Raw genomic sequence first — 23,129 nt, 5'->3', positions numbered from 1 at the left:
GCTCCTTGGCGGTCAGCGCGCGCCAGGCCGGCAGGGCGCGATTGGCGGCGTCGATGGCACGCTTGGTCTCGGCGCGGCCGAGCTTGGGAATGGTGCCCAGGGTCTCGCCGGTGGCCGGGTTGTCCACCTTGACGGTGGCACCGCTGTCGGCGTCGATCCAGGCGCCGTCGACATAGGCTTGCTGGCGAAACAGGGAAGCGTCTTGCAACATGAGCAGGGTTCCTCGGGAGGGGATTGAAGGTGGCTTTCCACAGCGACGCCGATCATTGTGCCGAGGCAGCCTGCAGCCGGGCGGCCTGGGCCGGCGAGCCCTGGTAGGCCAGCCAGAAATACAGCGGGCAGGTCACCAGCAGCCCGAACAGCCAGGACAGATCGGCGCCCGCCACCAGGTCGGCATAGGGCCCCTTGAACAGCGCCGTGTTGGCGAAGGGCAGCTGCACCAGGATGCCGACCGCATAGGCGGCGATGGCATGGCCGTTGAAGCGGCCATAGCGGCCACCATCGGCGGCGAACAGCGAGGGGATGTGATAGTCGCCGCGCTTGATCAGATAGAAGTCGATCAGATTGATGGAGGCCCAGGGCACCAGGATCATGGTCATCGCCAGCACCAGTCCGATGAATCTCTCGATGAAATCGGCGGAGGCCATCAGCGCCACCCCGCAGCAGCCCACCAGCACTAGACTCGACAGCACCACCTTGACCCTGACACCCGGCGCCCACCCAGCGGCGAAGGTCTGCACGCAGGTGATGATGGCCAGTACCGCGCCATAGAGGTTGAGCGCGTTGTGACTGATGATGTTGAGCAGGAACAGCACCATCAGCACCGGACCCAGCCAGCCGGTGGCCTGGGCCACGGCAGCCATGGCGTCGCCGCCGGCCGGCACCGCCAGTACCGCCACCACACCAAAGGAAAAGGCCAGGATGGTGCCCAGGGTGGCGCCGAGATAGGTCGCCCAGAAGGGGCGCGCGATGCCGACGGCTTCCGGCAGATAGCGCGAATAGTCGCTGGTGTAGGGCGAGAAGCTCAGTTGCCAGATCACCCCGAGCGACAGGGTGGCGATGAAGCCGCTGGCGTTGAGGCCGCCCCGGGTCAGGAAATCCGCCGGCAGCGGCTGGCTCAGCATCATCGCGAAGCCCGCCAGCAGTCCGGCGCCCATCACCCAGGTGCCCCAGCGATTGAGGGTGTGGATGCAGCGATAGCCGATCACCCCGATGGCCGTGGCGCTCAGGGCACCGAGCACGATGGCCAGCGGCATGGGTACGGCCGGCACCAGGCCCTGGATCGACTTGCCGGCCAGCACCACGTTGGAGGTGAAGAAGCCCACGTAGATCAGCGCCGTGACGCAGACGATCAGCAGGGCGCCATAGCGACCGAACTGGCCGCGACTCTGCACCATCTGCGGAATGCCCAGCCGCGGCCCCTGGGCCGAGGCCAGGGCCAGCACTACCCCGCCGAGCAGATGCCCGAGCACGATGGCCACCAGGCCCCAGGCCAGATTCAGGTGGAAGGACTGGACCACCATGGCGCCGGTGACGATGGGCAGCGGCGCGATATTGGTGCTGAACCAGAGGGTAAAGAGATCACGACTATGGCCGTGGCGTTCGGCCGGGGCGACGTGATCCACGGTATGGGTTTCGATAGCGACGGCAGAGCGAGGGGCTGCGGACATCCAGGAATTCCATTGTTGTAGTTGTGGAAGACGCCTGCTGGACAGGTCGTCCTGGTGAGCAGAAAGTATTACGGTATACCAGATTACACAACCGCCTTTTGGCCTGTGGAAGTAACGCCTGGGGACTGCCGCCGAATCTCGTTACATCTCTGCTTGCCAGTTTACGTATTATGGTATACCAATAAAAACATCGACTGGCCGAGCCGTCGCGTACCGCCAACAAGAGACACCCGAGCCCTGGGCCGAGGTGGAAGACAAGAGGTAGGCTTCTTATGAAATTTTCCCTGTTCGTGCACATGGAACGCTGGGACGAAAGCGTCAGCCATCGGCAGCTGTTCGAAGAGCTGACCGAACTGACCCTGATGGCTGAAGCCGGCGGTTTCTGCACCGTCTGGGTCGGTGAGCATCATGCGATGGAATACACCATCTCCCCCAGCCCCATGCCGATCCTGGCCAACCTGGCGGCGCGTACCTCGACCATCCGCCTGGGCGCCGGTACGCTGATTGCGCCCTTCTGGCATCCCCTGCGTGCGGCTGGCGAATGCGCCCTGCTCGATGTGATCAGTGAAGGCCGCATGGAAGTGGGCCTGGCCCGTGGCGCCTACCAGGTGGAATTCGATCGCATGGCCGGCGGCCTGCCCGCCACCGCTGGCGGCAAGCATCTGCGCGAACTGGTCCCGGCGCTGCGCAAGCTCTGGGAAGGCGACTACGCCCACGACGGCGAAGTCTGGCAATTCCCCACCTCCACCAGCGTGCCCAAGCCGGTCGGCACCCCGCCGATCTGGATCGCCGCGCGGGATCCGGATTCGCACAATTTCGCCGTGGCCAACGGCTGCAACGTCATGGTCACGCCGCTGATGAAGGGCGACGAGGAAGTGGTGGACCTCAAGCACAAGTTCGACAACGCCCTGGCCAACAATCCCGGGGTGGCCCGGCCCAAGCTGATGGTGCTGCGCCACACCCATGTGCACGCGGCGGAAGAACCCGAGGGCTGGAAGATCGGCGCCCAGGCCATCGGCCGTTTCTACCGCACCTTCGATGCCTGGTTCGGCAACAAGGAAACCCCGGTAAACGGTTTCCTCGCCCCCAGTCCGGAAGAAAAGTTCGCCGGCCGCCCGGAGTTCGAGCTGGAGAACATCCGCAAGAACACCATGATCGGCACCCCCGACGAGGTCATCACCCGCCTGCGTCACTACGAGGAACTGGGCGTCGACGAATTCAGCTTCTGGTGCGACAACAGCCTGCCCTTCGCCGAGAAGAAGAAGTCGCTGCAGCTGTTCATCGACCAGGTGGCACCGGCCTTCGCCTGATCCAGGGTCCGCGCTCCGGCGCGGACCTGCAACACGCCCGAGGGCGTGGCATACCATCATCCAACAGACATCCCAGGAGTCAGCATGAGTTTCGAAATCCGCAAGGTCGTCACCTATCTCGAAGAGACCCACAACGAAGGCGGCAAGGCCACCGACAAGCCGGTGACCATGGCCGGCGTCGCCGTGGTGATCCGCAATCCCTGGGTCGGCAAGGGCTTCGTCGAAGACCTCAGGCCCGAGATCAAGGCCCACTGCTCCGACCTCGGCGCCTTCATCGTCGAGCGCCTGACCCGTGCCATCGGCGGCGCCGAGCGCATCGAGGCCTATGGAAAGGCAGCGGTGGTCGGCGCCGACGGCGAGATCGAACACGCCTCGGCGGTGATCCACACCCTCAGATTCGGCAACCACTACCGCGAGGCGGTCCAGGCCAAGAGCTACCTGAGCTTCACCAACAAGCGCGGCGCGCCGGGTACTTCCATCCAGATCCCCATGATGCACAAGGATGACGAGGGCCTGAGATCCCACTACATCACCCTGGAAATGCGCATCGAGGACGCACCGCGCGCCGACGAGATCGTGGTGGTGCTGGGCGCCGCCGACGGTGGCCGCCTGCATCCGCGCATCGGCAACCGCTACATCGACCTCGAGGAACTCGCGGCTGAAAAGGCGCGCTGAGGAGAATCCGCGAATGATCCGGTCTACAGACGCCAAGACCCCCGCCGGCACTGCCTACCGCATCGCCGGCGATGGCAGCCCGCTCGTCCTGATCCATGGCGTGGGGCTCAGCAAGGAGATGTGGGGCGGTCAACTCGCGGGCCTCGCGCCGCGCTACCAGGTGATCGCCTATGACATGCTCGGCCATGGCGAAAGCCAGCGCCCGGCGGCGCAGGCGACGCTCGACGACTATGCCGCGCAGCTCACCGAACTGCTCGATCACCTGGGGCTGGCAACGGCCGTGGTGGTCGGCTTCTCCATGGGCGGCCTGGTGGCGCGAGCCTTCGCCCTCGGCCATCCGCAGCGACTGGACGCCCTGGTGATCCTCAACAGCGTGTTCAATCGTTCGGTGGAGCAGCGTAGCGGGGTCCTGGAGCGAACCCGCCAGGCCGAACTCGAAGGCCCCGACGCCAACCTGGATAGCGCCCTGGCGCGCTGGTTCAGCAGCGAGTACCAGGGCGCCAACCCGGCGCAGATCCAGGCGCTGCGGCAAGCCTTCGCCAGCAACGACCCCCAGGGCTATCTGACCACCTATGCCCTGTTCGCCACCCAGGACCGCTATGGCGCCGAGCGCCTGGACAGCATCCAGGTGCCCACCCTGGTGGCGACTGGCGAACTGGACAGCGGCTCGACCCCGGAGATGGCGCGCCAGCTGGCCGCGCGGATTCCACGCGCGCGCACTGCCGTGCTGGCCGACCAGCGCCATATGATGCCGGTCGAGTCACCCAAGCTGGTCAACGCCCTGCTGCTGGACTTTCTCGACGACGCCCTGGGCAAGGCCCCTTCCACCTCCATCAAGGGATACGTGGCATGACCCTGCAACGTTTTCAGATGTGCATCGACGGCGAATGGACCGCGGCCCAGTCGGGCCGTACCTTCGCCAGTCTCGATCCGGCCACCGCGACCGCCTGGGCGGAATTGCCCGACGCCGATGCCGACGACGTCGACCGCGCGGTCCAGGCCGCCCAGCGGGCCTTCGAGGCGCCGGCCTGGCGTGGCCTGACCGCCAGTGCCCGCGGCAAGCTCCTGCGCCGGCTGGGCGATCTCATCGCCGCCAACAAGGAGGCCCTGGCCCAGCTGGAAAGCCGCGACAACGGCAAGCTGATCCGCGAGACCCGCGGCCAGGTCGGCTACCTGCCGGAATTCTTCCACTACACGGCGGGCCTGGCCGACAAGCTCGAAGGCGGCACCCTGCCCCTCGACAAGACCGATCTCTTCGCCTACACCGTGCACGAACCGCTGGGCGTAATCGCCGGCATCGTGCCCTGGAACAGCCCGCTGTACCTGACCGCCATCAAGGTCGCCCCGGCCCTGGCCGCTGGCAACACCGTGGTGATCAAGCCGTCCGAGCATGCCTCGGCCACCATCCTGGAGCTGGCGCGACTGGCCCTGGAGGCCGGCATTCCGCCCGGCGTGTTCAACGTGGTGACCGGCTATGGTCCGGGCGCCGGCGCGGCCCTCACCCGCCATCCGCTGGTGCGCAAGATCGCCTTTACCGGCGGTGCCGCCACGGCGCGCCATGTGGTCCGCGCCAGCGCCGAGAACTTCGCCAAGCTGAGCCTGGAACTGGGCGGCAAATCGCCCAACATCATCTTCGCCGACGCCGACCTCGATAGCGCGGTCAACGGCGCGGTGGCCGGTATCTATGCCGCCTCCGGGCAGAGTTGCGTGGCCGGCTCGCGACTGCTGGTGCAGGACGAGATCTACAACGAATTCGTCACCCGCCTGGTGGAGCGTGCCCAGCGCATCCGTATCGGCAATCCCCAGGACGACGCCAGCGAGATGGGCCCCATGGCCACCGAGCAGCAGCTCGCCATCGTCGAGCGGCTGGTGGAAGCGGCCCTGGCCGAAGGCGCCACCCTGCGCCTGGGCGGCAAGCGACCCGACACTGGCAGCGCCGGCTGGTACTACGAACCCACCCTGCTGGAATGCGACCGGCACTCGCTGCGCATCATGCAGGAGGAAGTCTTCGGCCCGGTGGCCGCGGTGATCCGCTTCAAGGACGAGGCCGAGGCCCTGCGCCTGGCCAACGACAGCGAGCTGGGCCTCGCCGCCGGCATCTGGACCCGCGACCTGGGCCGCGCCCACCGCCTGGCGCGGGACATCCGCTCCGGCATCATCTGGGTCAACACCTATCGCGCCGTCTCGGCCATGGCGCCGATCGGCGGTTTCAAGAACAGCGGCTACGGCCGCGAGAGCGGCATCGACTCGGTACTGGCCTATACCGAAACCAAAACGGTCTGGATCAACCTGTCCCAGGCGCCGATGCCCGATCCCTTTGTGATGCGTTGAACGAGGTTGCCAGTCATGATCGATCCCACAGTCTACAAGCAAGTGATGGGCGCCTTTCCGTCCGGCGTCACCGTGGTCACCACCCTGGACGCCGAGGGCAACCTCGCCGGCCTGACCGCCAGCGCCTTCAGCGCCCTGTCGCTGGACCCGGCGCTGGTGCTGTTCTGCCCCAACTACAGCTCCGACACCTATCCGCTGCTGCGCGACGGCAAGGGCTTCGCCATCCACCTGCTGAGCGCCGAACAGCAGCGTATCGCCTACGCCTTCGCCAGCAAGGGCAAGGACAAGACCCAGGGCATCGAGTGGACGCGCAGCGCCCTGGGCAATCCGCTGCTGGCCGATGCCACGGCGGTGATCGAGTGCGAACTGTGGCGCGAGTACGATGGGGGCGACCACGCCATCATCGTCGGGGCGGTGAAGAACCTCATCGTGCCCGAGCAGGAGGTGATCCCCATGCTCTATCACCGCGGCCGGATGGGTGCGGCGCCGATCTATGCCTGAGCGGACGGGCCATGAACGCCTGCAGGGGGCATGCTAGACTTGCCCTCTTCCGCCCGGGCGAGCACGCAGCTTCCATCCAGTCGCGTGCCTCGTCGTCGCCTGTAGAAACGGTCCGCCAGAGAGCCCCATGAGACGCGCGCAACTAGACGACAGCTTCAAGATCACCCGCAGCCCGGTCACCCTGCGTGAAATGGTGTGCAATCGCCTGCGCCAGGCGATCCTGAACTTCCAGTTGCTGCCGGGTGATCGCCTGGTGGAGCGCGATCTCTGCGACCGCCTGGGCGTCAGCCGCACCTCGGTGCGCGAGGCCCTGCGCCACCTCGAATCCGAAGGCCTGGTGGAATTCGCCGATGCCCGCGGACCGCGGGTAGCCATCATCACCCTGGAGGACGCCTGCGACCTCTATGAGTTGCGCTGCGTGCTGGAAGGCATGATCGTCCAGCTGTTCACCCTGCGCGCCGGCCCCAAGGAGATCGCCGCGCTGGAACAGGCCCTGGCGGAAAATCGCGAGGCCCTGGAAGGCGCCGAGCTGCCGGAAGTGATCGAGACCGTGCAGAATTTCTACGACGTGCTCATGGAAGGCTGCGGCAATCGCGTCGCCGCCACCCAGCTGCGCCAGTTGCAGGCGCGGGTCAGCTACTTGAGAGCCACCTCGGTCTCCCAGGCCAATCGCCGTCAGGCGAGCAATGCCGAGATGGAGCGCATGGTCGCGGCGATCCGCAGCGGTGATGCCCTGGCCGCGCACCAGGCATCGGTGGATCACGTGCGCGCCGCCGCCAAGGTGGCCCTCGACTACCTGCAGCGGCAGCAGGAGCACCAGGGCGAACAGCCGCGCGAGCTGTTCATCCCCCGGGTGCAGGACGAGCCGCGCATCGAACGCTAGCCGTCTTCGGCCAGACGCGGCAGTGCCGTGCCTGGCCGCCTCTCTCAGAGTCCTTCGACGATGAAGATCTCGGCCCGGGCCGCCGTCTGCCGGTGCCCGCAGGCGTCCTGATACTCCGCCGAGCGATAGCAGGCCAGGGCCTGTTCGTAGGAATCGAATTCGATCACCACCCGGCGCGTCGCCCAGCCTTCGCCTTCCAGCTGCTCGGCGCGTCCGCCCCGGGCGAGGAAGCGACCGCCATAGCGGGCGAAGGCCGCCGGGGCGCGCTCCGTATAGCCGCGATAAGCCTCGGGATCGGTCACATCGACCTCTGCAATCCAATAACCTTTCATGGCACCTTGCCTCTTTCGCTGCGATTTGTCTCATGGTATACCAGATTACATAGCAATCCAGAACCCTGAGAGGTAGTCGTGGCCATCCATCCCATCGAAGCGATCATCGAGGATTTCCGTGCCGGCAAGATGGTCATCCTGGTCGATGACGAAGACCGCGAGAACGAGGGCGACATCCTGCTCGCCGCCGATGCCTGTACCCCGGCGGCGATCAGCTTCATGGCGCGCGAAGCCCGCGGCCTGATCTGCCTGACGCTGACCGAAGAACGCTGCCGCCAGCTCAACCTGATGCAGATGGTCAGCGACAACGGCACCGTCCACGGCACCGCCTTCACCGTGTCCATCGAAGCCGCCACGGGCGTCACCACCGGTATCTCGGCGGCGGACCGAGCGCGCACCATCGAAGCGGCGGTGGCGCCGGATGCCACCCCGCGCGATCTGGTCCAGCCCGGCCACATCTTTCCCCTGCGCGCTCGCGACGGCGGCGTGCTGACTCGCGCCGGCCATACCGAGGCCGGGTGCGACCTGGCACGGCTGGCCGGTCGCGATCCTTCGGCCGTGATCGTCGAGGTGATGAACGACGATGGCAGCATGGCCCGCCGACCGGACCTGGAGCGCTTCGGCGAACGCCACGGCATCAAGCTGGGCACCATCGCCGACCTCATCCATTACCGACTGCGCCATGAACACACCGTCACCCGCATCGGCGAGAGCGAATTGCCGACGGTGCACGGCACCTTCCGCCTGCTGACCTACGAGGACCGCATCGAGGGCGGCGTGCACCTGGCCATGGTGATGGGCGACATCGACCGCGAGACCCCCACCCTGGTCCGCGTCCATGCGCTGGACCCGTTGCGCGACCTGGTCGGTGCCGAATACAGCGGCCCGCCGAGCTGGACCCTGTGGGCCGCGCTGGAGCGGGTCGCCCAGGAAGGCCACGGCATCGTGGTGGTGCTCGCCAACCATGAATCCTCCCAGGCGCTGCTGGCCCGGGTCCCCTCGCTGACCCAACCCAAGCGGCTGTTCGAGCGCTCCCAGTCGCGCATCTATGCCGAGGTGGGCACCGGGGCGCAGATCCTGCAAGACCTGGGCGTCGGGCGTATCCGCCACCTGGGTCTGCCGCTGCGCTATGCCGGCCTGACCGGGTACGAACTGGAGATCGTCGAAACCCTGCCGTTCCCTGGCTGAAGCGCCTTTCAGAGGCCTTTGACAGGCTTGTAAAAAGTTTGGAATACCATAATATCGGATTATGCCAGGGCTCGTGACAGACGGGCCCGATAGAACAAGTCCAAGGCCTCCCTATTCTGGCCCCTGGCCGCACTGCTCTTAGAACGGACGAGGCATCCCTGCCGCGTCGATCCAATAACAGAGAGGGCATCAAGATGTTGCTGAAGCGCAAAGTCGTATCCATTGCCGTCGCCGGCCTGCTCGCCACCCTGGGCGTCCACGCCCAGGCGGAAAGCCTCAACTTCACCAGCTGGGGCGGCACTACCCAGGACGCTCAGAAGAAAGCCTGGGCCGGCCCCTTCACCCAGCAGACCGGCATCCAGGTGGTGCAGGACGGCCCCACCGACTACGGCAAGCTGCAGGCCATGGTGCAGAGTGGCAATGTGCAATGGGACGTGGTCGACGTGGAGGCGGACTTCGCCCTGCGCGCCGCCCAGCAGGGCCTGCTGGAGCCGCTGGACTTCAAGACCATCGACCGCAGCAGGATCGATCCGCGCTTCGTCAACGATCATGCCGTGGGCTCCTTCTTCTTCTCCTTCGTGCTCGGCTACAACCAGGGCAAGCTCGGCAGCAAGCAGCCACAGGACTGGTCGGCGCTGTTCGACACCGCCACCTATCCCGGCAAGCGGGCACTCTACAAATGGCCGAGCCCCGGCGTCCTGGAACTGGCCCTGCTGGCCGATGGCGTGCCCAAGGACAAGCTCTATCCGCTGGACCTGGATCGCGCCTTCAAGAAGCTCGACACCATCAAGAAGGACATCGTCTGGTGGGGCGGCGGCGCCCAGTCGCAGCAGCTGCTCGCCTCTGGCGAAGCGACCCTAGGGCAGTTCTGGAACGGCCGGGTCTATGCCCTGCAGCAGGACGGCGCGCCGGTGGGCGTGAGCTGGAAGCAGAATCTGGTCATGGCCGACATGCTGGTGGTGCCCAAGGGCGCGAAGAACAAGGAGGCGGCGATGAAATTTCTCGCCGAGGCCAGCGGTGCCCGGGGTCAGGCCGAGTTCGCCAACCTCACCGCCTACGCGCCGGTCAACGTCGACAGCGTCGCCAAGTTGACCCCGGACCTGGCCAAGAATCTGCCCACCGCCTACGGCAGCGAGCAGGTCACCCTGGACTTCGCCTATTGGGCGCAGCATGGCGGCGAGATCGCCAGTCGCTGGAACGAATGGCTGGTGAAATGACATGTCCGCCTCCAGCTCCAGCCGGGCGGTGCTCGGCTCCGCCAAGGGCATCCCGCGTCCGCTGAGCGACCCGGCGCGGACCCGGGGTGAACGCGCCGTACGCTGGAAGGGGGCGAGTCACCTCGTCCCTGCCCTGCTGTTCCTCGGGCTGTTCTTCCTGGTGCCGTTGATCGGTCTGCTCCTGCGCGGATTCCTCGAACCCGTGCCGGGCCTCGGCAACTACCAGACGCTGTTCGCCAACGGTGCCTATGCCCAGGTGTTGCTCAACACCTTCGGCGTCGCCGCGCTGGTGACCCTCTTCAGCGTGCTGATCAGCTTTCCGCTGGCCTGGACCATTACCCTGATGCCACGCGGCTGGGGCCGCTGGCTGTTCAACATCGTGCTGCTGTCGATGTGGACCAGCCTGCTGGCCCGCACCTACGCCTGGCTGGTGCTGCTGCAGGGTTCGGGCGTGATCAACAAGCTGCTCATGGTGCTGGGGCTGATCGACGAGCCCTTGGCCATGGTCAACAACCTGACCGGGGTGGTGATCGGCATGACCTACATCATGATCCCCTTCATCGTGCTGCCCTTGCAGGCGACCCTGCAGGCCATGGACCCCATGGTGCTGCAGGCCGGCGCCATCTGCGGCGCCAGTCCCTGGACCAACTTCCGCAAGGTGTTCCTGCCGATGTGCCGTTCCGGCCTGGGCTCGGGTGCGCTGATGGTGTTCGTCATGTCGCTCGGCTACTACGTGACCCCGGCGCTGCTGGGTGGGGCGCAGAACATGATGCTGCCGGAATTCATCATCCAGCAGGTGCAGTCCTTCCTCAACTGGGGTCTGGCCAGCGCCGCCGCGGCGTTGCTCATCGTTATCGCCCTGGTGCTGTTCGCTTTCTATCTCAGGCTGCAACCGGAATCCCCGGTCGACCCCCAGAACGCGAGGTAACCCCATGCTGCTCACTCCCAGTGCCCTCGGCTGGCGGCTGCGCGGTGGCCTGCTGCTGGTCACCGGCGCCATCGCCGCGGTGCTCCTGCTGCCCATCGTCTTCATCGTGCTGCTGTCGTTCGGCTCCTCCCAGTGGCTGGTCTTCCCGCCACCGGGCTGGACGCTGAAGTGGTACCAGCAATTCTTCGCCAACCCGGAATGGATGCAGGCGGCACTGGCCAGCCTCAAGGTGGCGCTGCTGACTACCCTGGTCTCGGTGACCCTGGCGGTACCCTGCGCCTTCGCCCTGGTACGCGGCAAATTTCCCGGGCGCAAGACGCTCTATGCGGTCTTCACCCTGCCGATGATCGTACCGCTGGTGGTGATCGCCGTGGCCATCTATGCGCTGTTCCTGCGTCTGGGCTACACCGGGACCCTGCTGGCCTTCGTGGTCAGCCACGTGATCGTCGCCCTGCCCTTCGCGCTGATCGCCGTCATCAATTCGCTCAAGCTGTTCGATCAGTCCATCGAGGATGCCGCGGTGATCTGCGGTGCCTCGCGCCTGCAGGCGATCTACCGGGTGACCCTGCCCGGCATCTGGCCGGGGGTGTTCGCCGGGGCGCTGTTCGCCTTCCTGGTGTCCTGGGACGAGGTGGTGCTGAGCGTGATGATGGCCAGCCCCAACCTGCAGACCCTGCCGGTGAAGATGTGGGCGACCCTGCGCCAGGACCTGACACCGGTGATCGCCGTGGCCTCCACCGTGCTGATCGGTCTTTCCCTGCTGGTGATGCTCGCGGCTGCCCTGCTGCGCCGCCGCCAACCCCTTTCCCGCTGAGCTCCCGGAGCCTGCCATGAGCGCCGTACTCCAGAACCACACCCCCGCGGCCCCGCTGGTCCGCCTGCAGAACCTCAACAAGCACTACGGCGACTTCACCGCCGTGGACGATCTCACGCTGGACATCCAGGAGGGTGAATTCCTCACCTTCCTCGGCTCCAGCGGTTCCGGCAAGTCCACCACCCTGTCGATGCTGGCCGGCTTCGAGACCCCCAGCTCCGGCGCCATCAGCGTCGCCGGTCGCTCGCTGCTGCGGGTGCCGCCGCACCAGCGCGACATCGGCATGGTGTTCCAGCGCTATTCGCTGTTTCCACACCTCTCGGTGCGCGACAACATCGGTTTCCCCCTGGACATCCGCAAGGTCGGCGCGGCGGAGCGCAACCAGCGGGTCGACGCCATGCTGCGCCTGGTGCAGCTCGAGGCCTTCGCCCATCGGCGACCGGCGCAGCTCTCCGGCGGCCAGCAGCAGCGGGTGGCCATCGCCCGGGCGCTGGTCTATGAACCGCGCATCCTGCTGATGGACGAACCCCTCGGCGCCCTGGACAAGAAGCTGCGCGAAGACCTGCAGGACGAATTGCGCCAACTGCACCGGCGACTGGGAATCACCATCGTCTACGTGACCCACGACCAGGAAGAAGCCCTGCGGCTGTCGCAGCGCATCGCCATCTTCAGTCACGGGCGCATCGTCGGCCTGGGCAGTGGCTACGACCTCTACCAGAATCCGCCGAATGCCTTCGTCGCGGCCTTCCTCGGCAACTCCAACTTCCTCAAGGTCACCGCCCGGGCCCAGGCCCATTGCACCTTCGAAGGTCAGGAGCTGGCGATGCGCCCCACCGCCGGCGTCAGACCGGAGCAGGCGTTGCTGCTGATGCTGCGGCCGGAAAAGCTGCAGCTGCTGACTACCGAACAGGCCGCGACCCTGCCCATGCCGGCGGGCTGGAACGAGATCCCGGCACGGGTTGGCGAGGCACTGTTCCTGGGCGAGAGCCAGAGCTGCATGCTGCAGACCGCGGGGGGCGCCCAGCTGATGGTCAAATCGCTGGCCCATGCCCAGGGCCTGCAGCCTGGCCAGGTGGTACGGCTGCGCTGGGCGGCCAGCGACGCCTGCGTCTATACCGAGTGGAACGAAGCCGACCTGAGCAAGGCCGCTGCGCACTGAAGTCCCTGCAGGGCAGCGCGAATCGCCGCCCTGCCTTCGTTACCCGCCGAGCGCGATCCGACCGGCCAGGTCAGCGGCCTCACCTCCCAGCGCGCGGCGTTCCTCCCTGCATGACCCACCTCGCGCGTCCGGACCCGGGCGCGCGCGGCACGCCAGATCGCCGGCAGCGGGTTGGCGAAGGCCAGGCCCCGCACTGACGTTCGCGAGGAGAGCGCTCGCCGCAGCCGCCTTCGCCAGGCGAGCCTCATCCGGCCCTGTGGAGGGCCGAGGCCTTTGACGTGCCTACAGGCGGAAGCGACTGATCCGGACGGTCAATTCCGCACCCAGCTGTCCCAGTTCCGCGCTGGCCGCGGACATCTCCTGGCTGGAACTGACACTGGCTTCCGCCAGGGCCTCGACGACGGCGACGCTCTGCCCCACCTCACCGGCGACCCGGCTCTGCTCTTCGGCGGCCGCCGCGATCTGCAGGTTCATCGCCTGCATGCTCGTGACCTGGCTGCCGATGAGTTGCAGCGCCTCGCCAGCGTGCTGGATCAGGGTCACCGCCTCGCCGGTCTGCGAACGACTGGCGTCCATGCGCGCCGCGGCCTGGGCGGCGCGGCCACGCAGATCGGCGACGCTGCGCTCGATCTCGGTGACCGACTGCTGGGTGCTACGAGCCAGATTGCGCACCTCGTCGGCCACCACCGCGAAGCCACGTCCAGCCTCCCCGGCGCGGGCCGCCTCGATGGCCGCGTTGAGCGCCAGCAGGTTGGTCTGCTCGGCGACCGCCTTGATGACCCCGGTGACCGTGCCGATACGCTCGCTCTCGCGCAACAGCGCATCCATCGCCGTGGCGGCCTGCACCATCTCTTGGACCAGCGCGTCAACCGCGGTGATCGCCTGGCGTACTCGTGCATCGCCGTCGTCCGCCGCGCGCTCGACCTGCCGAGAGGTCTGCGACGCCATTTCGGCATGGGTGGCCACCTCCTGGGCACTGGCGGTCAACTGCACGATGGCGGTAGCCACCAGGCGCGTTCCCTGGCCCTGGCGTTCCACTCCATCGCGCGTCCGCTCGGCGCTGCCGGTGAGCCCCTGAGCCGCGCCTTGCAGCTGCGTGGTGCTCTCCCGGACCTGGCCGACCAGCTCGCGCAAGCCGGCGGTCATCTCGCCCATGCTGGCCTGCAACTGACCGAGTTCGTCCCGCCGCGTCACCGGCGGCACGGACGACAGATCACCACCGGCGATGCGCCGGGCCTGCAGCAGCGAGGCGCGCAGCGGCTGCATCAGTTGGCGGGTGATGAGCCAGCCGGCCAGCAGACCGGCCAGCAATGCCAGGACGCTGATCAGCGCCAGCCAGCAATGCCAGGACGCTGATCAGCGCCAGCCAGCGATAGGCCTGCTCGCTGGCCGCCTCGCGCTGGACGATGGTCTGGCGCACCAGCTGGCGCCCGGTGTCGAGCAGGCGGTCTTCCAGGCCGCGCAGTGCCTCGGCGGTTTGGGCGGCCTGCTGGTTGGCCTGCTGGAAGGTACCGATGGAATCCTGGTAATGCAGCAGTGCCTCTTCGGCCCGCCGCAGGATGGGCGCGTCGCGGCTGGAGGCACTGGCCAGGCGGCGTTGCAGTTCGGCGACCGTGGCCGTCATGTCGGCATTCGCCTTGGCCTCCTGGGCGGGATCGCCACCGAGCAGGTAGCGCTGCAGGCTGTACCTCACCTCGCGCAGGCGGCGCTCCAGTACGCCGATGGCCCGGAATTGGCCGAGTCGCTGGCCGGGATAGAGTTCGGGTGCCTCACTGGTGGCCAGGTTCTGCTCGATCTCACCCACGCCCTGCAACGCTTCGTCGGCCCGGGTGCCGAGCAAGGTCGCCGCTTCACCGCGCCGCTGGTAGGCGCCGACCTGAGCGGCGAAGGTCTGCGCATAGGCCGCGGCCAATTCGCTCTGCGCGTCGAGCAGGCGCTGGCTGGCGGCGTCGAGGCCCAACCGCTGCAATGCCGCCTGCTGCTCGCGCAAGGCGTCCAGACGCGCCGTCACCGGCTGAGCCACGGCTTCGCCGACCGCCTGGGCATAGGCCTGGCGGGCGATGCCCAGGTCCTTCGCCGCCTCGGTGAGTTCACCGATGGCCGCCAGGCGGTCGCCACTGCGCGCCAGCAGGCCGATGGTGCTCCACCCGGTCGCGGCGATGGCCAGGGTCAGCAGCAGGACGCTGCCAAAACCCAGGGCCAGCTTGAGGGTCGTCTTCAGATCCTTGAACCAGGTGCGCATACGCATCTCCATATCGAAGCGAGGCTCTTGGCAAGCCCCGGCTGAACCGCTCAATAGATGGATTATGGTATACCAACCGACATTCAAGGCGTCGTCCTTCGTCCCCGCCAGCGCCACGTTCATCCGGTCCGGCGGAAGCTCTGTTGCGCGGTGCGCCTAACGTTCACGGGCCTCGCCACTCGCCGACACCAGGAACTGGCGAAACGCCTGGGCACCGGCCCCCAGGCGGTCTTCGGGACTCCAGATCAGGCCCAGCTCCATGGGCGGGATGGCATCGGCCACCGGCCGGGCTTCCAGTTTGCGGCCTTCCAGCGACCAGCCGCGATAGAGCATGTCGGAGAGGATGGTCACGCCGAAGCCGTGGGCTACCAGGCCGCGCAGGGACTCCATGGACGAGGTCTTGAACACCACGTTGGGCGCAAGGCCCGCCGCGTGCCAGTAACGCAGGGTCGAGGTCTCGCCTTCGTCCACCGTGGCGAGGATGTAGGGATAGGGAGCGATGTCGGCCAGGGTGACGCGCTCCGCTGCCAGCAGCGGATGGGCGCTGGGCAGCCAGAGCTGGCGCGGCGAGCGCATCAGCAGATGACGTTCGAAGGGCTGAGTGGCGTCGACATTGGAGATGACGGTGAGGCCCAGCTCCAGGGTGCCGTCGGTGATGCCGGCTTCGATGCTGGGCCGGTCCATGTCGCGCAGGTCGATGTCGATCTGCGGATAGCTGCGTTTGAAGCGCGCCAGCAAGGTCGGCAGGTAGTAGCCGAGCACCGCATAGGAGGCGCCGACGCGGGCCTGGCCGGTCAGGGCATGGCTCTGGAACAGCGGCTGGCTGACGGCGTCCTGCAGGGTATCGAGGATGTGCCGGGCATGGTGGTAGAACTGGTGACCCTCGGCCGTGAGCTTGACGCCGTGGGGCAGGCGTTCGAACAGCCGCACGGCGAGCAGCGCCTCCAGCTGGCTGACCGCCGTGGTGACCGCCGACTGGCTGACGTTGACCGCGCTGGCGGCCAGGGAAAACTGGCTGTTCTCGGCGGCGGCGACGAAGTAGCGCAGCTGCCGCAGCGAAATGTCCTTGAGCAATGCCATCTGATTTTCCAATACCTGGATTCTATTTTTATCGTTTCACGATAGCGCATTTCCTCTCCTAGACTCAGAGGCACAGGCGCGCCGCCTTCCTCTCGCGGTCGCCATGACAAGAATAATGAACAGGAGGACGGACCATGCGCGCCCTGGCGCCCGCGTTCCGCAGCCGCGCTCCGTGCGCACCCTTGCCCTGCCGTCGGCCACCCTGCCCGACGGTTTTCCAGCGTCCGCCTGCGCGCCATGCCCGCGCCTGGCCATCAGCGCTGCCCCGCCCTGCTTCTTTCCGCTCCGCGCCGTACCGGGTGGCCGCCCCATGCGCGCCCGATCGGCTGACCGCTCTCACCCGACAATCCCAACAACAGGTGACCCCATGAGCTACCCGAGTCTCAACTTCGCCCTGGGCGAGACCCTCGATCTGCTGCGCGATCAGGTGCGCACCCTGGTCGCCCGCGAGGTGGCGCCTCGCGCGGGCGAGATCGATGCCAGCAACAGCTTTCCCATGGATTTGTGGCGCACCTTTGGCGACCTCGGGTTGCTCGGCATCACCGTGGGCGAGGAATACGGCGGCTCCGGACTCGGCTACCTGGCCCATGCGGTGGCCATGGAGGAGATCAGCCGCGGCTCCGCCTCGGTCGCCCTGTCCTATGGCGCCCACTCCAATCTCTGTGTCAACCAGATCCATCGCAACGGCAGCGCCGAGCAGAAGGCGCGCTACCTGCCCCGGCTGGTCAGCGGCGAGCACATTGGCGCCCTGGCCATGAGCGAACCCAATGCCGGCTCGGACGTGGTCTCCATGAAGCTGCGCGCCGACCGCCGCGGCGATCGCTTCGTGCTCAACGGCAGCAAGACCTGGATCACCAACGGGCCCGATGCCCACACCTATGTCATCTATGCCAAGACCGAGCCGGAAAAGGCTGCCCATGGCATCACCGCCTTCATCGTCGAGCGTGACTGGACCGGTTTCAGCCGCGGCAGCAAGTTCGACAAGCTGGGCATGCGCGGCTCCAACACCTGCGAGCTGTTCTTCGACGACGTGGAGGTGCCGGAGGAAAACGTGCTGGGCCAGGTCAATGGCGGGGTCAGGGTGCTGATGAGCGGCCTGGACTACGAGCGCGTGGTCCTCGCCGGCGGCCCGGTGGGCATCATGCAGGCCTGCCTGGACGTGGTCCTGCCCTATGTCCATGACCGCAAGCAATTCGGCCAGAGCATCGGCGAATTCCAGCTGATCCAGGGCAAGGTAGCCGACCTCTACACCGGCCTCGCCGCCAGCCGCGCCTATCTCTATGCAGTGGCCCAGGCCTGCGACCGCGGCGAGACCACTCGCAAGGACGCTGCCGGGGTGATCCTCTATACCGCCGAGAAGGCTACCCAGATGGCCCTGGAAGCCATCCAGATCCTCGGCGGCAACGGCTATATCAACGAATACCCCACCGGCCGCCTGCTGCGCGACGCCAAGCTCTACGAAATCGGCGCCGGCACCAGCGAGATTCGCCGCATGCTGATCGGCCGCGAGCTGTTCAACGAAACCCGGTGAGGACGCCTTAATGACCATGCTGACCTCCACGCTGAACCGGCGCACCCCGGACTACCAGCGCAACGCCGCCGCCATGGCCGCGCAACTGGCCCGGCTCGACCAGCTGCTGGCGCGCATCCGCGAAGGCGGCGGGGCCAAGGCCCAGGCGCGCCATACCGCGCGCGGCAAGCTGCTGCCCCGCCAACGCATCGATCTCCTGCTGGACCCGGGCTCGCCCTTCCTGGAAATCGGCGCCCTGGCCGCCCTTGACGTCTACGAGGAAGAGGTACCGGCCGCCGGGGTGGTGGCCGGCATCGGCCGCATCGAGGGCGTCGAGTGCATGATCATCGCCAACGACGCCACCGTGAAAGGCGGCTCCTACTATCCGCTGACGGTGAAGAAGCATCTGCGCGCCCAGGCCATCGCCCTGCAGAATCGCCTGCCCTGCCTCTATCTGGTGGACTCCGGCGGCGCCAACCTGCCGCGCCAGGAGGACGTCTTCCCCGACCGCGAGCACTTCGGGCGGATCTTCTTCAACCAGGCGACCATGAGCGCCCAGGGCATCCCGCAGATCGCCGTGGTCATGGGCTCCTGCACCGCCGGCGGCGCCTATGTGCCGGCGATGAGCGACGAGACCATCATGGTGCGCCAGCAGGCCACCATCTTTCTCGCTGGCCCACCGCTGGTGAAGGCCGCCACCGGCGAGGTGGTCAGCGCCGAGGAACTGGGCGGCGCCGATGTCCACTGCCGTACCTCCGGCGTGGCCGATCACTATGCCGAGAACGACGCCCATGCCTTGGCCCTGGCGCGGCGCTGCATCGCCAACCTCAACTGGCGCAAGCTGGGCGAGCTGCAACTGAAGACGCCCAGCGCACCGCTGTATCCGGCCGAGGAGCTGCACGGCCTGGTCCCGGTCGATCCCAAGCAGCCGCTGGAGGTGCGCGAGGTGATCGCGCGGCTGGTGGACGGTAGCGTCTTCGATGAATTCAAGGCGCAATTCGGTACCACCCTGGTCTGCGGCTTCGCTCATCTGCACGGCCATCCGGTGGCCATCCTCGGCAACAACGGCATCCTCTTCGCCGAATCGGCGCAGAAAGGCGCGCACTTCATCGAACTGGCCTGCCAACGCCGCATCCCGCTGCTGTTCCTGCAGAACATCACCGGCTTCATGGTCGGCAAGAAATATGAAGAAGGCGGCATCGCCAAGCACGGCGCCAAGCTGGTTACCGCGGTGGCCTGCGCCCGGGTGCCCAAGTTCACCGTGATCATCGGCGGCAGCTTTGGCGCCGGCAACTACGGCATGTGCGGTCGCGCCTACGATCCACGCTTCCTGTGGATGTGGCCCAACGCGCGCATCGGCGTGATGGGCGCCGAGCAGGCAGCCGGGGTGCTGGTGCAGGTCAAGCGCGAGCAGGCCGAACGCATCGGCGAGGCCTTCGACGACGAAGAGGCGGCGCGCATCAAGGGCCCCATCGTCGAGCAGTACGAGCGCCAGGCCCATGCCCATTACTCCAGCGCGCGGTTGTGGGATGACGGGGTGATCGACCCGGCCCAGACCCGCGAGGTCCTCGCCCTGGCCCTGTCGGCCAGTCTCAACGCCCCGCTCGAGCCGACGACCTTCGGCATCTTCCGGATGTAGGCCATGACTGACTTCCACACCCTGGAACTGATCCGCGATCCGCGCGGCTTCGCCACCCTCTGGCTCAACCGTCCGGATCGCCACAATGCCCTGGATGCGCAGCTGATCGCCGAGCTGGGCACCGTGCTGGCCGAGATCGCCAGCGATCAGGAACTGCGCTTCCTGCTCCTGCGCGGCCGCGGGCGGCACTTCTGCGCCGGCGCCGACCTGGCCTGGATGCAGGCCTCGGCCAATCTGGACGCCGCCGCCAACCGCGCCGACAGCGAGCAGCTGGCCGAGGTGATGTATCGCCTGCAGGCCGTGCCGCTGCCCACCCTGGCGGTGGTCCAGGGCGCGGCCTTTGGCGGCGCCGTGGGCCTGGTCAGCTGCTGCGACCTGGCCCTGGCCGCCAGTGACGCCACCTTCTGCCTGTCGGAGGTGCGCATCGGCCTGGTGCCGGCGGTCATCGGCCCCTTCGTGATCCGCGCCCTGGGCGAGCGGGCAGCGCGGCGCTACATGCTCGGCGCCGAGCGCTTTTCCGGCGAACGCGCCGCCGAGCTGGGCCTGGTGGCCGAGACCGCCGCGGCCGCCGACCTGGAGGCCCTGGTCGAGGCCTGGATCGCCCGACTGCTGGACAACGGCCCCCAGGCATTGCGCGCCTGCAAGCGGCTGCTGGACGGCGCTGGCGAAGGCACACCCAGCGCCCAGATTCGCTCGTTCACCGAGAGCCTGATCGCCGCCGTGCGCGTCACCCCCGAAGCCCAGGAAGGCCTGCAGGCTTTCCTGGAGAAACGTCGCCCCGCCTGGCAGGAGAACTCGCCATGACCTTCGACCGTCTGCTGGTCGCCAACCGCGGCGAGATCGCCTGCCGGGTAATGCGCACCGCCAAGGCCCTCGGCCTGTGGACCGTCGCCGTGCACAGCGCCATCGATGCCAGAGCACGTCACGTGCGCCAGGCCGACCAGGCGGTGGACCTGGGCGGGACCAAGCCGGCCGACAGCTATCTGCTGGGCGAGCGCATCATCGCCGCCGCCCTGGAAACCGGCGCCCAGGCGATCCATCCGGGCTACGGCTTTCTGTCCGAGAACGCCGCCTTCGCCGAGGCGGTGGCCGCGGCGGGGCTGGTCTTCGTCGGGCCACCCGCGGCGGCGATCCGCGCCATGGGCAGCAAGTCCGCGGCCAAGGCGCTGATGACCGACGCCGGGGTGCCCCTGGTGCCGGGTTATCACGGCGAGGACCAGTCCCTGGCCAGCTTTCGCGACGCCGCGGCGCGCATCGGCTATCCGGTCCTGCTCAAGGCCACCGCCGGCGGCGGCGGCAAGGGCATGAAGATCGTCGAGCGCGAAGCCGACCTGGCCGAAGGCCTCGCCTCGGCCCAGCGCGAAGCGCGCGCGGCCTTTGGCGATGCGCGGATGCTGGTGGAGAAATACGTGCGGCAACCGCGCCACGTGGAGATCCAGGTCTTCGCCGACGGGCACGGCCACTGCCTCTATCTCAACGAACGCGACTGCTCCATCCAGCGCCGGCACCAGAAGGTGATCGAGGAAGCCCCCGCACCGGGTCTCACGCCCGCGTTGCGCCAGGCCATGGGCGAGGCGGCGGTGCAGGCGGCCCAGGCCATCGGCTACGTCGGCGCCGGCACCGTGGAATTCCTGCTCGACGCCCGCGGCGACTTCTTCTTCATGGAAATGAACACCCGGTTGCAGGTGGAGCACCCGGTCACCGAGGCCATCACCGGCCTGGATCTGGTGGCCTGGCAGCTGCGCGTGGCCGCTGGCGAGCCCCTGCCCCTCACCCAGGCCCAGGTGCCGCTGCACGGCCATGCCATCGAGGTACGGCTCTATGCCGAGGACACCGACCAGGGCTTCCTGCCGGCCTCGGGCACCCTGCAGCTCTATCGCGAGCCGGCGGCCGGTCCGGGGCGGCGGGTGGACAGCGGCGTGGAGGAAGGCGACGAGGTGTCGCCCTTCTACGATCCCATGCTGGCCAAGTTGATCGCCTGGGGCGACAACCGCGAACAGGCGCGCAAGCGGTTGCTGGCCATGCTCGACGACACCGCGGTGGGCGGCTTCGCCACCAACCTCGCCTTTCTGCATCGTCTACTCGCCCATCCGGCCTTTGCCGCGGCTGAGCTGGACACCGGTTTCATCGAGCGTCATCAGGCGGCCTTGCTGCCCCCACCCGGCGAGCTGTCGGAGGCCTTCTGGAGCCTGGCGGGCCAGGCCTGGCTGGCGACGCTGCCGGCCCCTGCCGATTCGACTTCACCCTGGGCTTCCCGCCAGGGATGGCGCCTAGGTGGGCCATCACTTGTCTCGCTACGCCTGGCCTGTCGCGGAGAGGTGCGCGCCGTCGCCCTGCCCGGTTCGGCAGCAGTCGAGTTGAGCGGTGATCGGCTCCACTGGCAGGCGGACGGCCTCCGCCAGAGCGCCCGCCTCCATCGCCGTGGGCAGACGCTGTTCATCGAGTGGCAGAACCGCCTCGAAGCCGTCACCTGGGCCGATCCGCTGGCCGAGGTCAAGCGCCAGGCCGATGCGGGCGGCCTCACGGCACCGATGAACGCCAGCGTGGTCGCCGTACCGGTGGCCGTCGGCGATGCCGTGGAAGCCGGTACCCCGCTGGTGATACTGGAGGCGATGAAGATGGAGCACAGCATCCGCGCGCCCCATGCCGGGATCGTCGCCGCGCTGTTCTGCAGCCCTGGCGAGCTGGTCGCCGAGGGTACGCCGCTGGTGGAGCTGGAGGAGTCGCCGTCATGAGCGATACCTTGCCGACCCGGGTACGGCTGGTCGAGGTCGGACCTCGCGATGGCCTGCAGAACGAGCCCCAGGCGCTGGGCGTCGCCGAGCGCATCCAGCTCTGCGAAGCCCTGATCGCCAGCGGCGTGCAGCATCTGGAAGTGGGCAGCTTCGTCTCGCCCCGCTGGGTGCCGCAGATGGCCGGGACCGCCGAGGTGCTGGCGGGGCTCGGGCGGCCGCCGGGCGTGGTCCGTTCGGTGCTGGTGCCCAATATGCAGGGCTTCGAGGCCGCCCTGGCCGCGGGGGTGGATGAGGTCGCCGTCTTCGCCGCTGCCTCGGAGGGCTTCTCCCAGCGCAACATCAATTGCTCCATCGCCGAGAGCCTGGCGCGCTTCGTACCCGTGGTCGAGGGCGCGCGGGCGGCGGGCATCCGGGTGCGCGGCTATGTGTCCTGCGTGCTGGGCTGCCCCTACGACGGCGCGATCGCCCCGGACCAGGTGGCCAGCGTGACCCGCGAGCTGCTGGAGCTGGGCTGCGCCGAGGTCTCCCTGGGTGACACCATCGGCGTCGGCACTCCCAGTCGGACCCGGGCGCTCTGGCAGCGCCTGGGACGGGAGGTGCCGCTCAGCCAACTGGCCGGGCATTTCCACGACACCTATGGCCAGGCCCTGGCCAACGTCTACGCCAGCCTGCTCGAAGGCATCGCGGTGTTCGACAGCTCCGTCGCCGGGCTGGGCGGCTGTCCCTATGCCCGGGGCGCCAGCGGCAATGTCGCCAGCGAGGACCTGGTCTATCTGCTGGATGGCCTGGGCCTGGCGACCGGCGTCGACCTCGCCCGACTGGTCGAGGCCGGACAGGACGTCTCCGCCCTGCTGGGTCGATCCAATCAGTCGCGGGTCGGCCGCGCCCGGGCGGCGCGGGCGGTCGACTAGCAGG

Annotated in this window: 22 protein-coding genes; 16 read left to right on the top strand and 6 right to left on the bottom strand. The window is 67.7% G+C overall.

All coding sequences use genetic code 11. The features are described from left to right. On the bottom strand, positions 1-211 hold a 211-nt coding region (locus QMX82_RS21815), incomplete at its 3' end, for an aldehyde dehydrogenase family protein (protein WP_282287505.1). A gap of 52 nt (positions 212-263) precedes the next feature. Then, complete coding sequence (locus tag QMX82_RS21810) at positions 264-1,670, bottom strand: purine-cytosine permease family protein (protein ID WP_282287503.1); 1,407 nt, start codon at positions 1,668-1,670, stop codon at positions 264-266. A gap of 272 nt (positions 1,671-1,942) precedes the next feature. On the opposite strand from QMX82_RS21810, the gene QMX82_RS21805 reads away from it, so the two are divergent. The 6 genes from QMX82_RS21805 (at position 1,943) to QMX82_RS21780 (ending at position 7,370) form a co-directional block, all read left to right on the top strand. Beyond that, a complete protein-coding gene (locus tag QMX82_RS21805; RefSeq protein WP_282287501.1) occupies positions 1,943-2,980 on the top strand; it encodes an LLM class flavin-dependent oxidoreductase in 1,038 nt (345 codons plus the stop codon). Between the two features lie 84 nt (positions 2,981-3,064). Next, complete coding sequence (locus QMX82_RS21800) at positions 3,065-3,655, top strand: amino acid synthesis family protein (RefSeq protein ID WP_282287500.1); 591 nt, start codon at positions 3,065-3,067, stop codon at positions 3,653-3,655. Positions 3,656-3,668: 13 nt separating this feature from the next. Then, positions 3,669-4,508, top strand: coding sequence for an alpha/beta fold hydrolase (locus QMX82_RS21795; protein WP_282287499.1), 840 nt, complete (start codon positions 3,669-3,671; stop codon positions 4,506-4,508). Continuing rightward, positions 4,505-5,986, top strand: a complete 1,482-nt coding sequence (locus tag QMX82_RS21790) for an aldehyde dehydrogenase (protein WP_282287498.1) — start codon at positions 4,505-4,507, stop codon at positions 5,984-5,986. Before QMX82_RS21795 ends, QMX82_RS21790 begins: the two co-directional genes overlap by 4 nt. A gap of 15 nt (positions 5,987-6,001) precedes the next feature. Continuing rightward, complete coding sequence (locus QMX82_RS21785; protein ID WP_158896429.1) at positions 6,002-6,487, top strand: flavin reductase family protein; 486 nt, start codon at positions 6,002-6,004, stop codon at positions 6,485-6,487. Between the two features lie 127 nt (positions 6,488-6,614). Beyond that, on the top strand, positions 6,615-7,370 hold the full coding sequence (locus tag QMX82_RS21780; protein WP_208691375.1) for a GntR family transcriptional regulator: 756 nt from the start codon (positions 6,615-6,617) through the stop codon (positions 7,368-7,370). Between the two features lie 44 nt (positions 7,371-7,414). On the opposite strand, the gene QMX82_RS21775 is transcribed toward QMX82_RS21780, so the two are convergent. Next, the gene (locus QMX82_RS21775; RefSeq protein ID WP_059315040.1) at positions 7,415-7,702 is read right to left on the bottom strand and encodes a DUF1330 domain-containing protein; all 288 of its coding nucleotides are present in this window, start codon (positions 7,700-7,702) and stop codon (positions 7,415-7,417) included. Between the two features lie 78 nt (positions 7,703-7,780). Between QMX82_RS21775 and ribBA the strand changes: the two genes are divergently transcribed. From ribBA to QMX82_RS21750, 5 genes are all read left to right on the top strand, one after another. Beyond that, positions 7,781-8,890: a bifunctional 3,4-dihydroxy-2-butanone-4-phosphate synthase/GTP cyclohydrolase II gene (ribBA, locus tag QMX82_RS21770; RefSeq protein ID WP_133860695.1), complete on the top strand. Its 1,110-nt coding sequence runs from the start codon at positions 7,781-7,783 to the stop codon at positions 8,888-8,890. Between the two features lie 194 nt (positions 8,891-9,084). Beyond that, positions 9,085-10,107 carry an ABC transporter substrate-binding protein gene (locus tag QMX82_RS21765; RefSeq protein WP_282287492.1) on the top strand — a complete coding sequence of 341 codons (1,023 nt, stop codon included), beginning with the start codon at positions 9,085-9,087 and terminating at the stop codon, positions 10,105-10,107. Between the two features lies 1 nt (position 10,108). Beyond that, a complete protein-coding gene (locus tag QMX82_RS21760) occupies positions 10,109-11,035 on the top strand; it encodes an ABC transporter permease (RefSeq protein ID WP_282287490.1) in 927 nt (308 codons plus the stop codon). Positions 11,036-11,039: 4 nt separating this feature from the next. Beyond that, the gene (locus tag QMX82_RS21755) at positions 11,040-11,849 is read left to right on the top strand and encodes an ABC transporter permease (RefSeq protein ID WP_282287488.1); all 810 of its coding nucleotides are present in this window, start codon (positions 11,040-11,042) and stop codon (positions 11,847-11,849) included. Positions 11,850-11,865: 16 nt separating this feature from the next. Then, the gene (locus QMX82_RS21750; RefSeq protein WP_282287486.1) at positions 11,866-13,008 is read left to right on the top strand and encodes an ABC transporter ATP-binding protein; all 1,143 of its coding nucleotides are present in this window, start codon (positions 11,866-11,868) and stop codon (positions 13,006-13,008) included. Positions 13,009-13,290: 282 nt separating this feature from the next. Here the strand turns inward: QMX82_RS21750 and QMX82_RS21745 are convergent, their stop codons facing one another. The 3 genes from QMX82_RS21745 to QMX82_RS21735 all read right to left on the bottom strand — a co-directional run bounded on the left by QMX82_RS21745 (position 13,291) and on the right by QMX82_RS21735 (position 16,330). Beyond that, the gene (locus QMX82_RS21745) at positions 13,291-14,274 is read right to left on the bottom strand and encodes a methyl-accepting chemotaxis protein (RefSeq protein WP_442969409.1); all 984 of its coding nucleotides are present in this window, start codon (positions 14,272-14,274) and stop codon (positions 13,291-13,293) included. Next, the gene (locus QMX82_RS21740) at positions 14,222-15,250 is read right to left on the bottom strand and encodes a methyl-accepting chemotaxis protein (protein WP_282287482.1); all 1,029 of its coding nucleotides are present in this window, start codon (positions 15,248-15,250) and stop codon (positions 14,222-14,224) included. The genes QMX82_RS21745 and QMX82_RS21740 overlap by 53 nt, the downstream gene beginning before the upstream one ends. Positions 15,251-15,406: 156 nt before the next feature. Next, the gene (locus QMX82_RS21735; protein WP_282287480.1) at positions 15,407-16,330 is read right to left on the bottom strand and encodes a LysR family transcriptional regulator; all 924 of its coding nucleotides are present in this window, start codon (positions 16,328-16,330) and stop codon (positions 15,407-15,409) included. Between the two features lie 367 nt (positions 16,331-16,697). Here QMX82_RS21735 and QMX82_RS21730 point away from each other — a divergent pair, with 367 nt between their 5' ends. Genes QMX82_RS21730 through QMX82_RS21710 form a run of 5 tightly spaced genes read left to right on the top strand, consistent with a single transcriptional unit; the run spans position 16,698 to position 23,125 of the window. Continuing rightward, positions 16,698-17,861, top strand: a complete 1,164-nt coding sequence (locus QMX82_RS21730) for an isovaleryl-CoA dehydrogenase (RefSeq protein WP_059229661.1) — start codon at positions 16,698-16,700, stop codon at positions 17,859-17,861. 10 nt (positions 17,862-17,871) lie between these two features. Continuing rightward, entirely contained in the window at positions 17,872-19,479 is a 1,608-nt protein-coding gene (locus QMX82_RS21725; protein ID WP_282287475.1) for a carboxyl transferase domain-containing protein, read from the top strand. 3 nt (positions 19,480-19,482) lie between these two features. Then, positions 19,483-20,283 carry an enoyl-CoA hydratase-related protein gene (locus tag QMX82_RS21720; RefSeq protein ID WP_282287473.1) on the top strand — a complete coding sequence of 267 codons (801 nt, stop codon included), beginning with the start codon at positions 19,483-19,485 and terminating at the stop codon, positions 20,281-20,283. After that, entirely contained in the window at positions 20,280-22,214 is a 1,935-nt protein-coding gene (locus tag QMX82_RS21715; RefSeq protein WP_282287471.1) for an acetyl-CoA carboxylase biotin carboxylase subunit, read from the top strand. The genes QMX82_RS21720 and QMX82_RS21715 overlap by 4 nt, the downstream gene beginning before the upstream one ends. Continuing rightward, a complete protein-coding gene (locus QMX82_RS21710; protein ID WP_282287469.1) occupies positions 22,211-23,125 on the top strand; it encodes a hydroxymethylglutaryl-CoA lyase in 915 nt (304 codons plus the stop codon). The genes QMX82_RS21715 and QMX82_RS21710 overlap by 4 nt, the downstream gene beginning before the upstream one ends. Positions 23,126-23,129: the final 4 nt, after the last annotated feature.

This window comes from Pseudomonas sp. PS02302, from assembly GCF_029959585.1.
Taxonomy (GTDB): domain Bacteria; phylum Pseudomonadota; class Gammaproteobacteria; order Pseudomonadales; family Pseudomonadaceae; genus Chryseomonas; species Chryseomonas aestiva.
Note: the sequence above shows the minus strand (reverse complement) of the source record. Positions and strands in the feature narration are given on the sequence as shown.

Coding starts and splice junctions, on each gene's coding strand:
- QMX82_RS21810 (WP_282287503.1), bottom strand. CDS start 1,670: ATGTCCGCAGCCCCTCGCTCTGCCGTCGCTATCGAAACCCATACCGTG.
- QMX82_RS21715 (WP_282287471.1), top strand. CDS start 20,280: ATGACCTTCGACCGTCTGCTGGTCGCCAACCGCGGCGAGATCGCCTGC.
- QMX82_RS21710 (WP_282287469.1), top strand. CDS start 22,211: ATGAGCGATACCTTGCCGACCCGGGTACGGCTGGTCGAGGTCGGACCT.
- QMX82_RS21780 (WP_208691375.1), top strand. CDS start 6,615: ATGAGACGCGCGCAACTAGACGACAGCTTCAAGATCACCCGCAGCCCG.
- QMX82_RS21740 (WP_282287482.1), bottom strand. CDS start 15,250: ATGCGCACCTGGTTCAAGGATCTGAAGACGACCCTCAAGCTGGCCCTG.
- QMX82_RS21725 (WP_282287475.1), top strand. CDS start 17,872: ATGACCATGCTGACCTCCACGCTGAACCGGCGCACCCCGGACTACCAG.
- QMX82_RS21765 (WP_282287492.1), top strand. CDS start 9,085: ATGTTGCTGAAGCGCAAAGTCGTATCCATTGCCGTCGCCGGCCTGCTC.
- QMX82_RS21730 (WP_059229661.1), top strand. CDS start 16,698: ATGAGCTACCCGAGTCTCAACTTCGCCCTGGGCGAGACCCTCGATCTG.
- QMX82_RS21755 (WP_282287488.1), top strand. CDS start 11,040: ATGCTGCTCACTCCCAGTGCCCTCGGCTGGCGGCTGCGCGGTGGCCTG.
- QMX82_RS21785 (WP_158896429.1), top strand. CDS start 6,002: ATGATCGATCCCACAGTCTACAAGCAAGTGATGGGCGCCTTTCCGTCC.
- QMX82_RS21795 (WP_282287499.1), top strand. CDS start 3,669: ATGATCCGGTCTACAGACGCCAAGACCCCCGCCGGCACTGCCTACCGC.
- QMX82_RS21750 (WP_282287486.1), top strand. CDS start 11,866: ATGAGCGCCGTACTCCAGAACCACACCCCCGCGGCCCCGCTGGTCCGC.
- QMX82_RS21800 (WP_282287500.1), top strand. CDS start 3,065: ATGAGTTTCGAAATCCGCAAGGTCGTCACCTATCTCGAAGAGACCCAC.
- QMX82_RS21720 (WP_282287473.1), top strand. CDS start 19,483: ATGACTGACTTCCACACCCTGGAACTGATCCGCGATCCGCGCGGCTTC.
- QMX82_RS21805 (WP_282287501.1), top strand. CDS start 1,943: ATGAAATTTTCCCTGTTCGTGCACATGGAACGCTGGGACGAAAGCGTC.
- QMX82_RS21775 (WP_059315040.1), bottom strand. CDS start 7,702: ATGAAAGGTTATTGGATTGCAGAGGTCGATGTGACCGATCCCGAGGCT.
- QMX82_RS21790 (WP_282287498.1), top strand. CDS start 4,505: ATGACCCTGCAACGTTTTCAGATGTGCATCGACGGCGAATGGACCGCG.
- QMX82_RS21735 (WP_282287480.1), bottom strand. CDS start 16,330: ATGGCATTGCTCAAGGACATTTCGCTGCGGCAGCTGCGCTACTTCGTC.
- QMX82_RS21745 (WP_442969409.1), bottom strand. CDS start 14,274: ATGCAGCCGCTGCGCGCCTCGCTGCTGCAGGCCCGGCGCATCGCCGGT.
- QMX82_RS21760 (WP_282287490.1), top strand. CDS start 10,109: ATGTCCGCCTCCAGCTCCAGCCGGGCGGTGCTCGGCTCCGCCAAGGGC.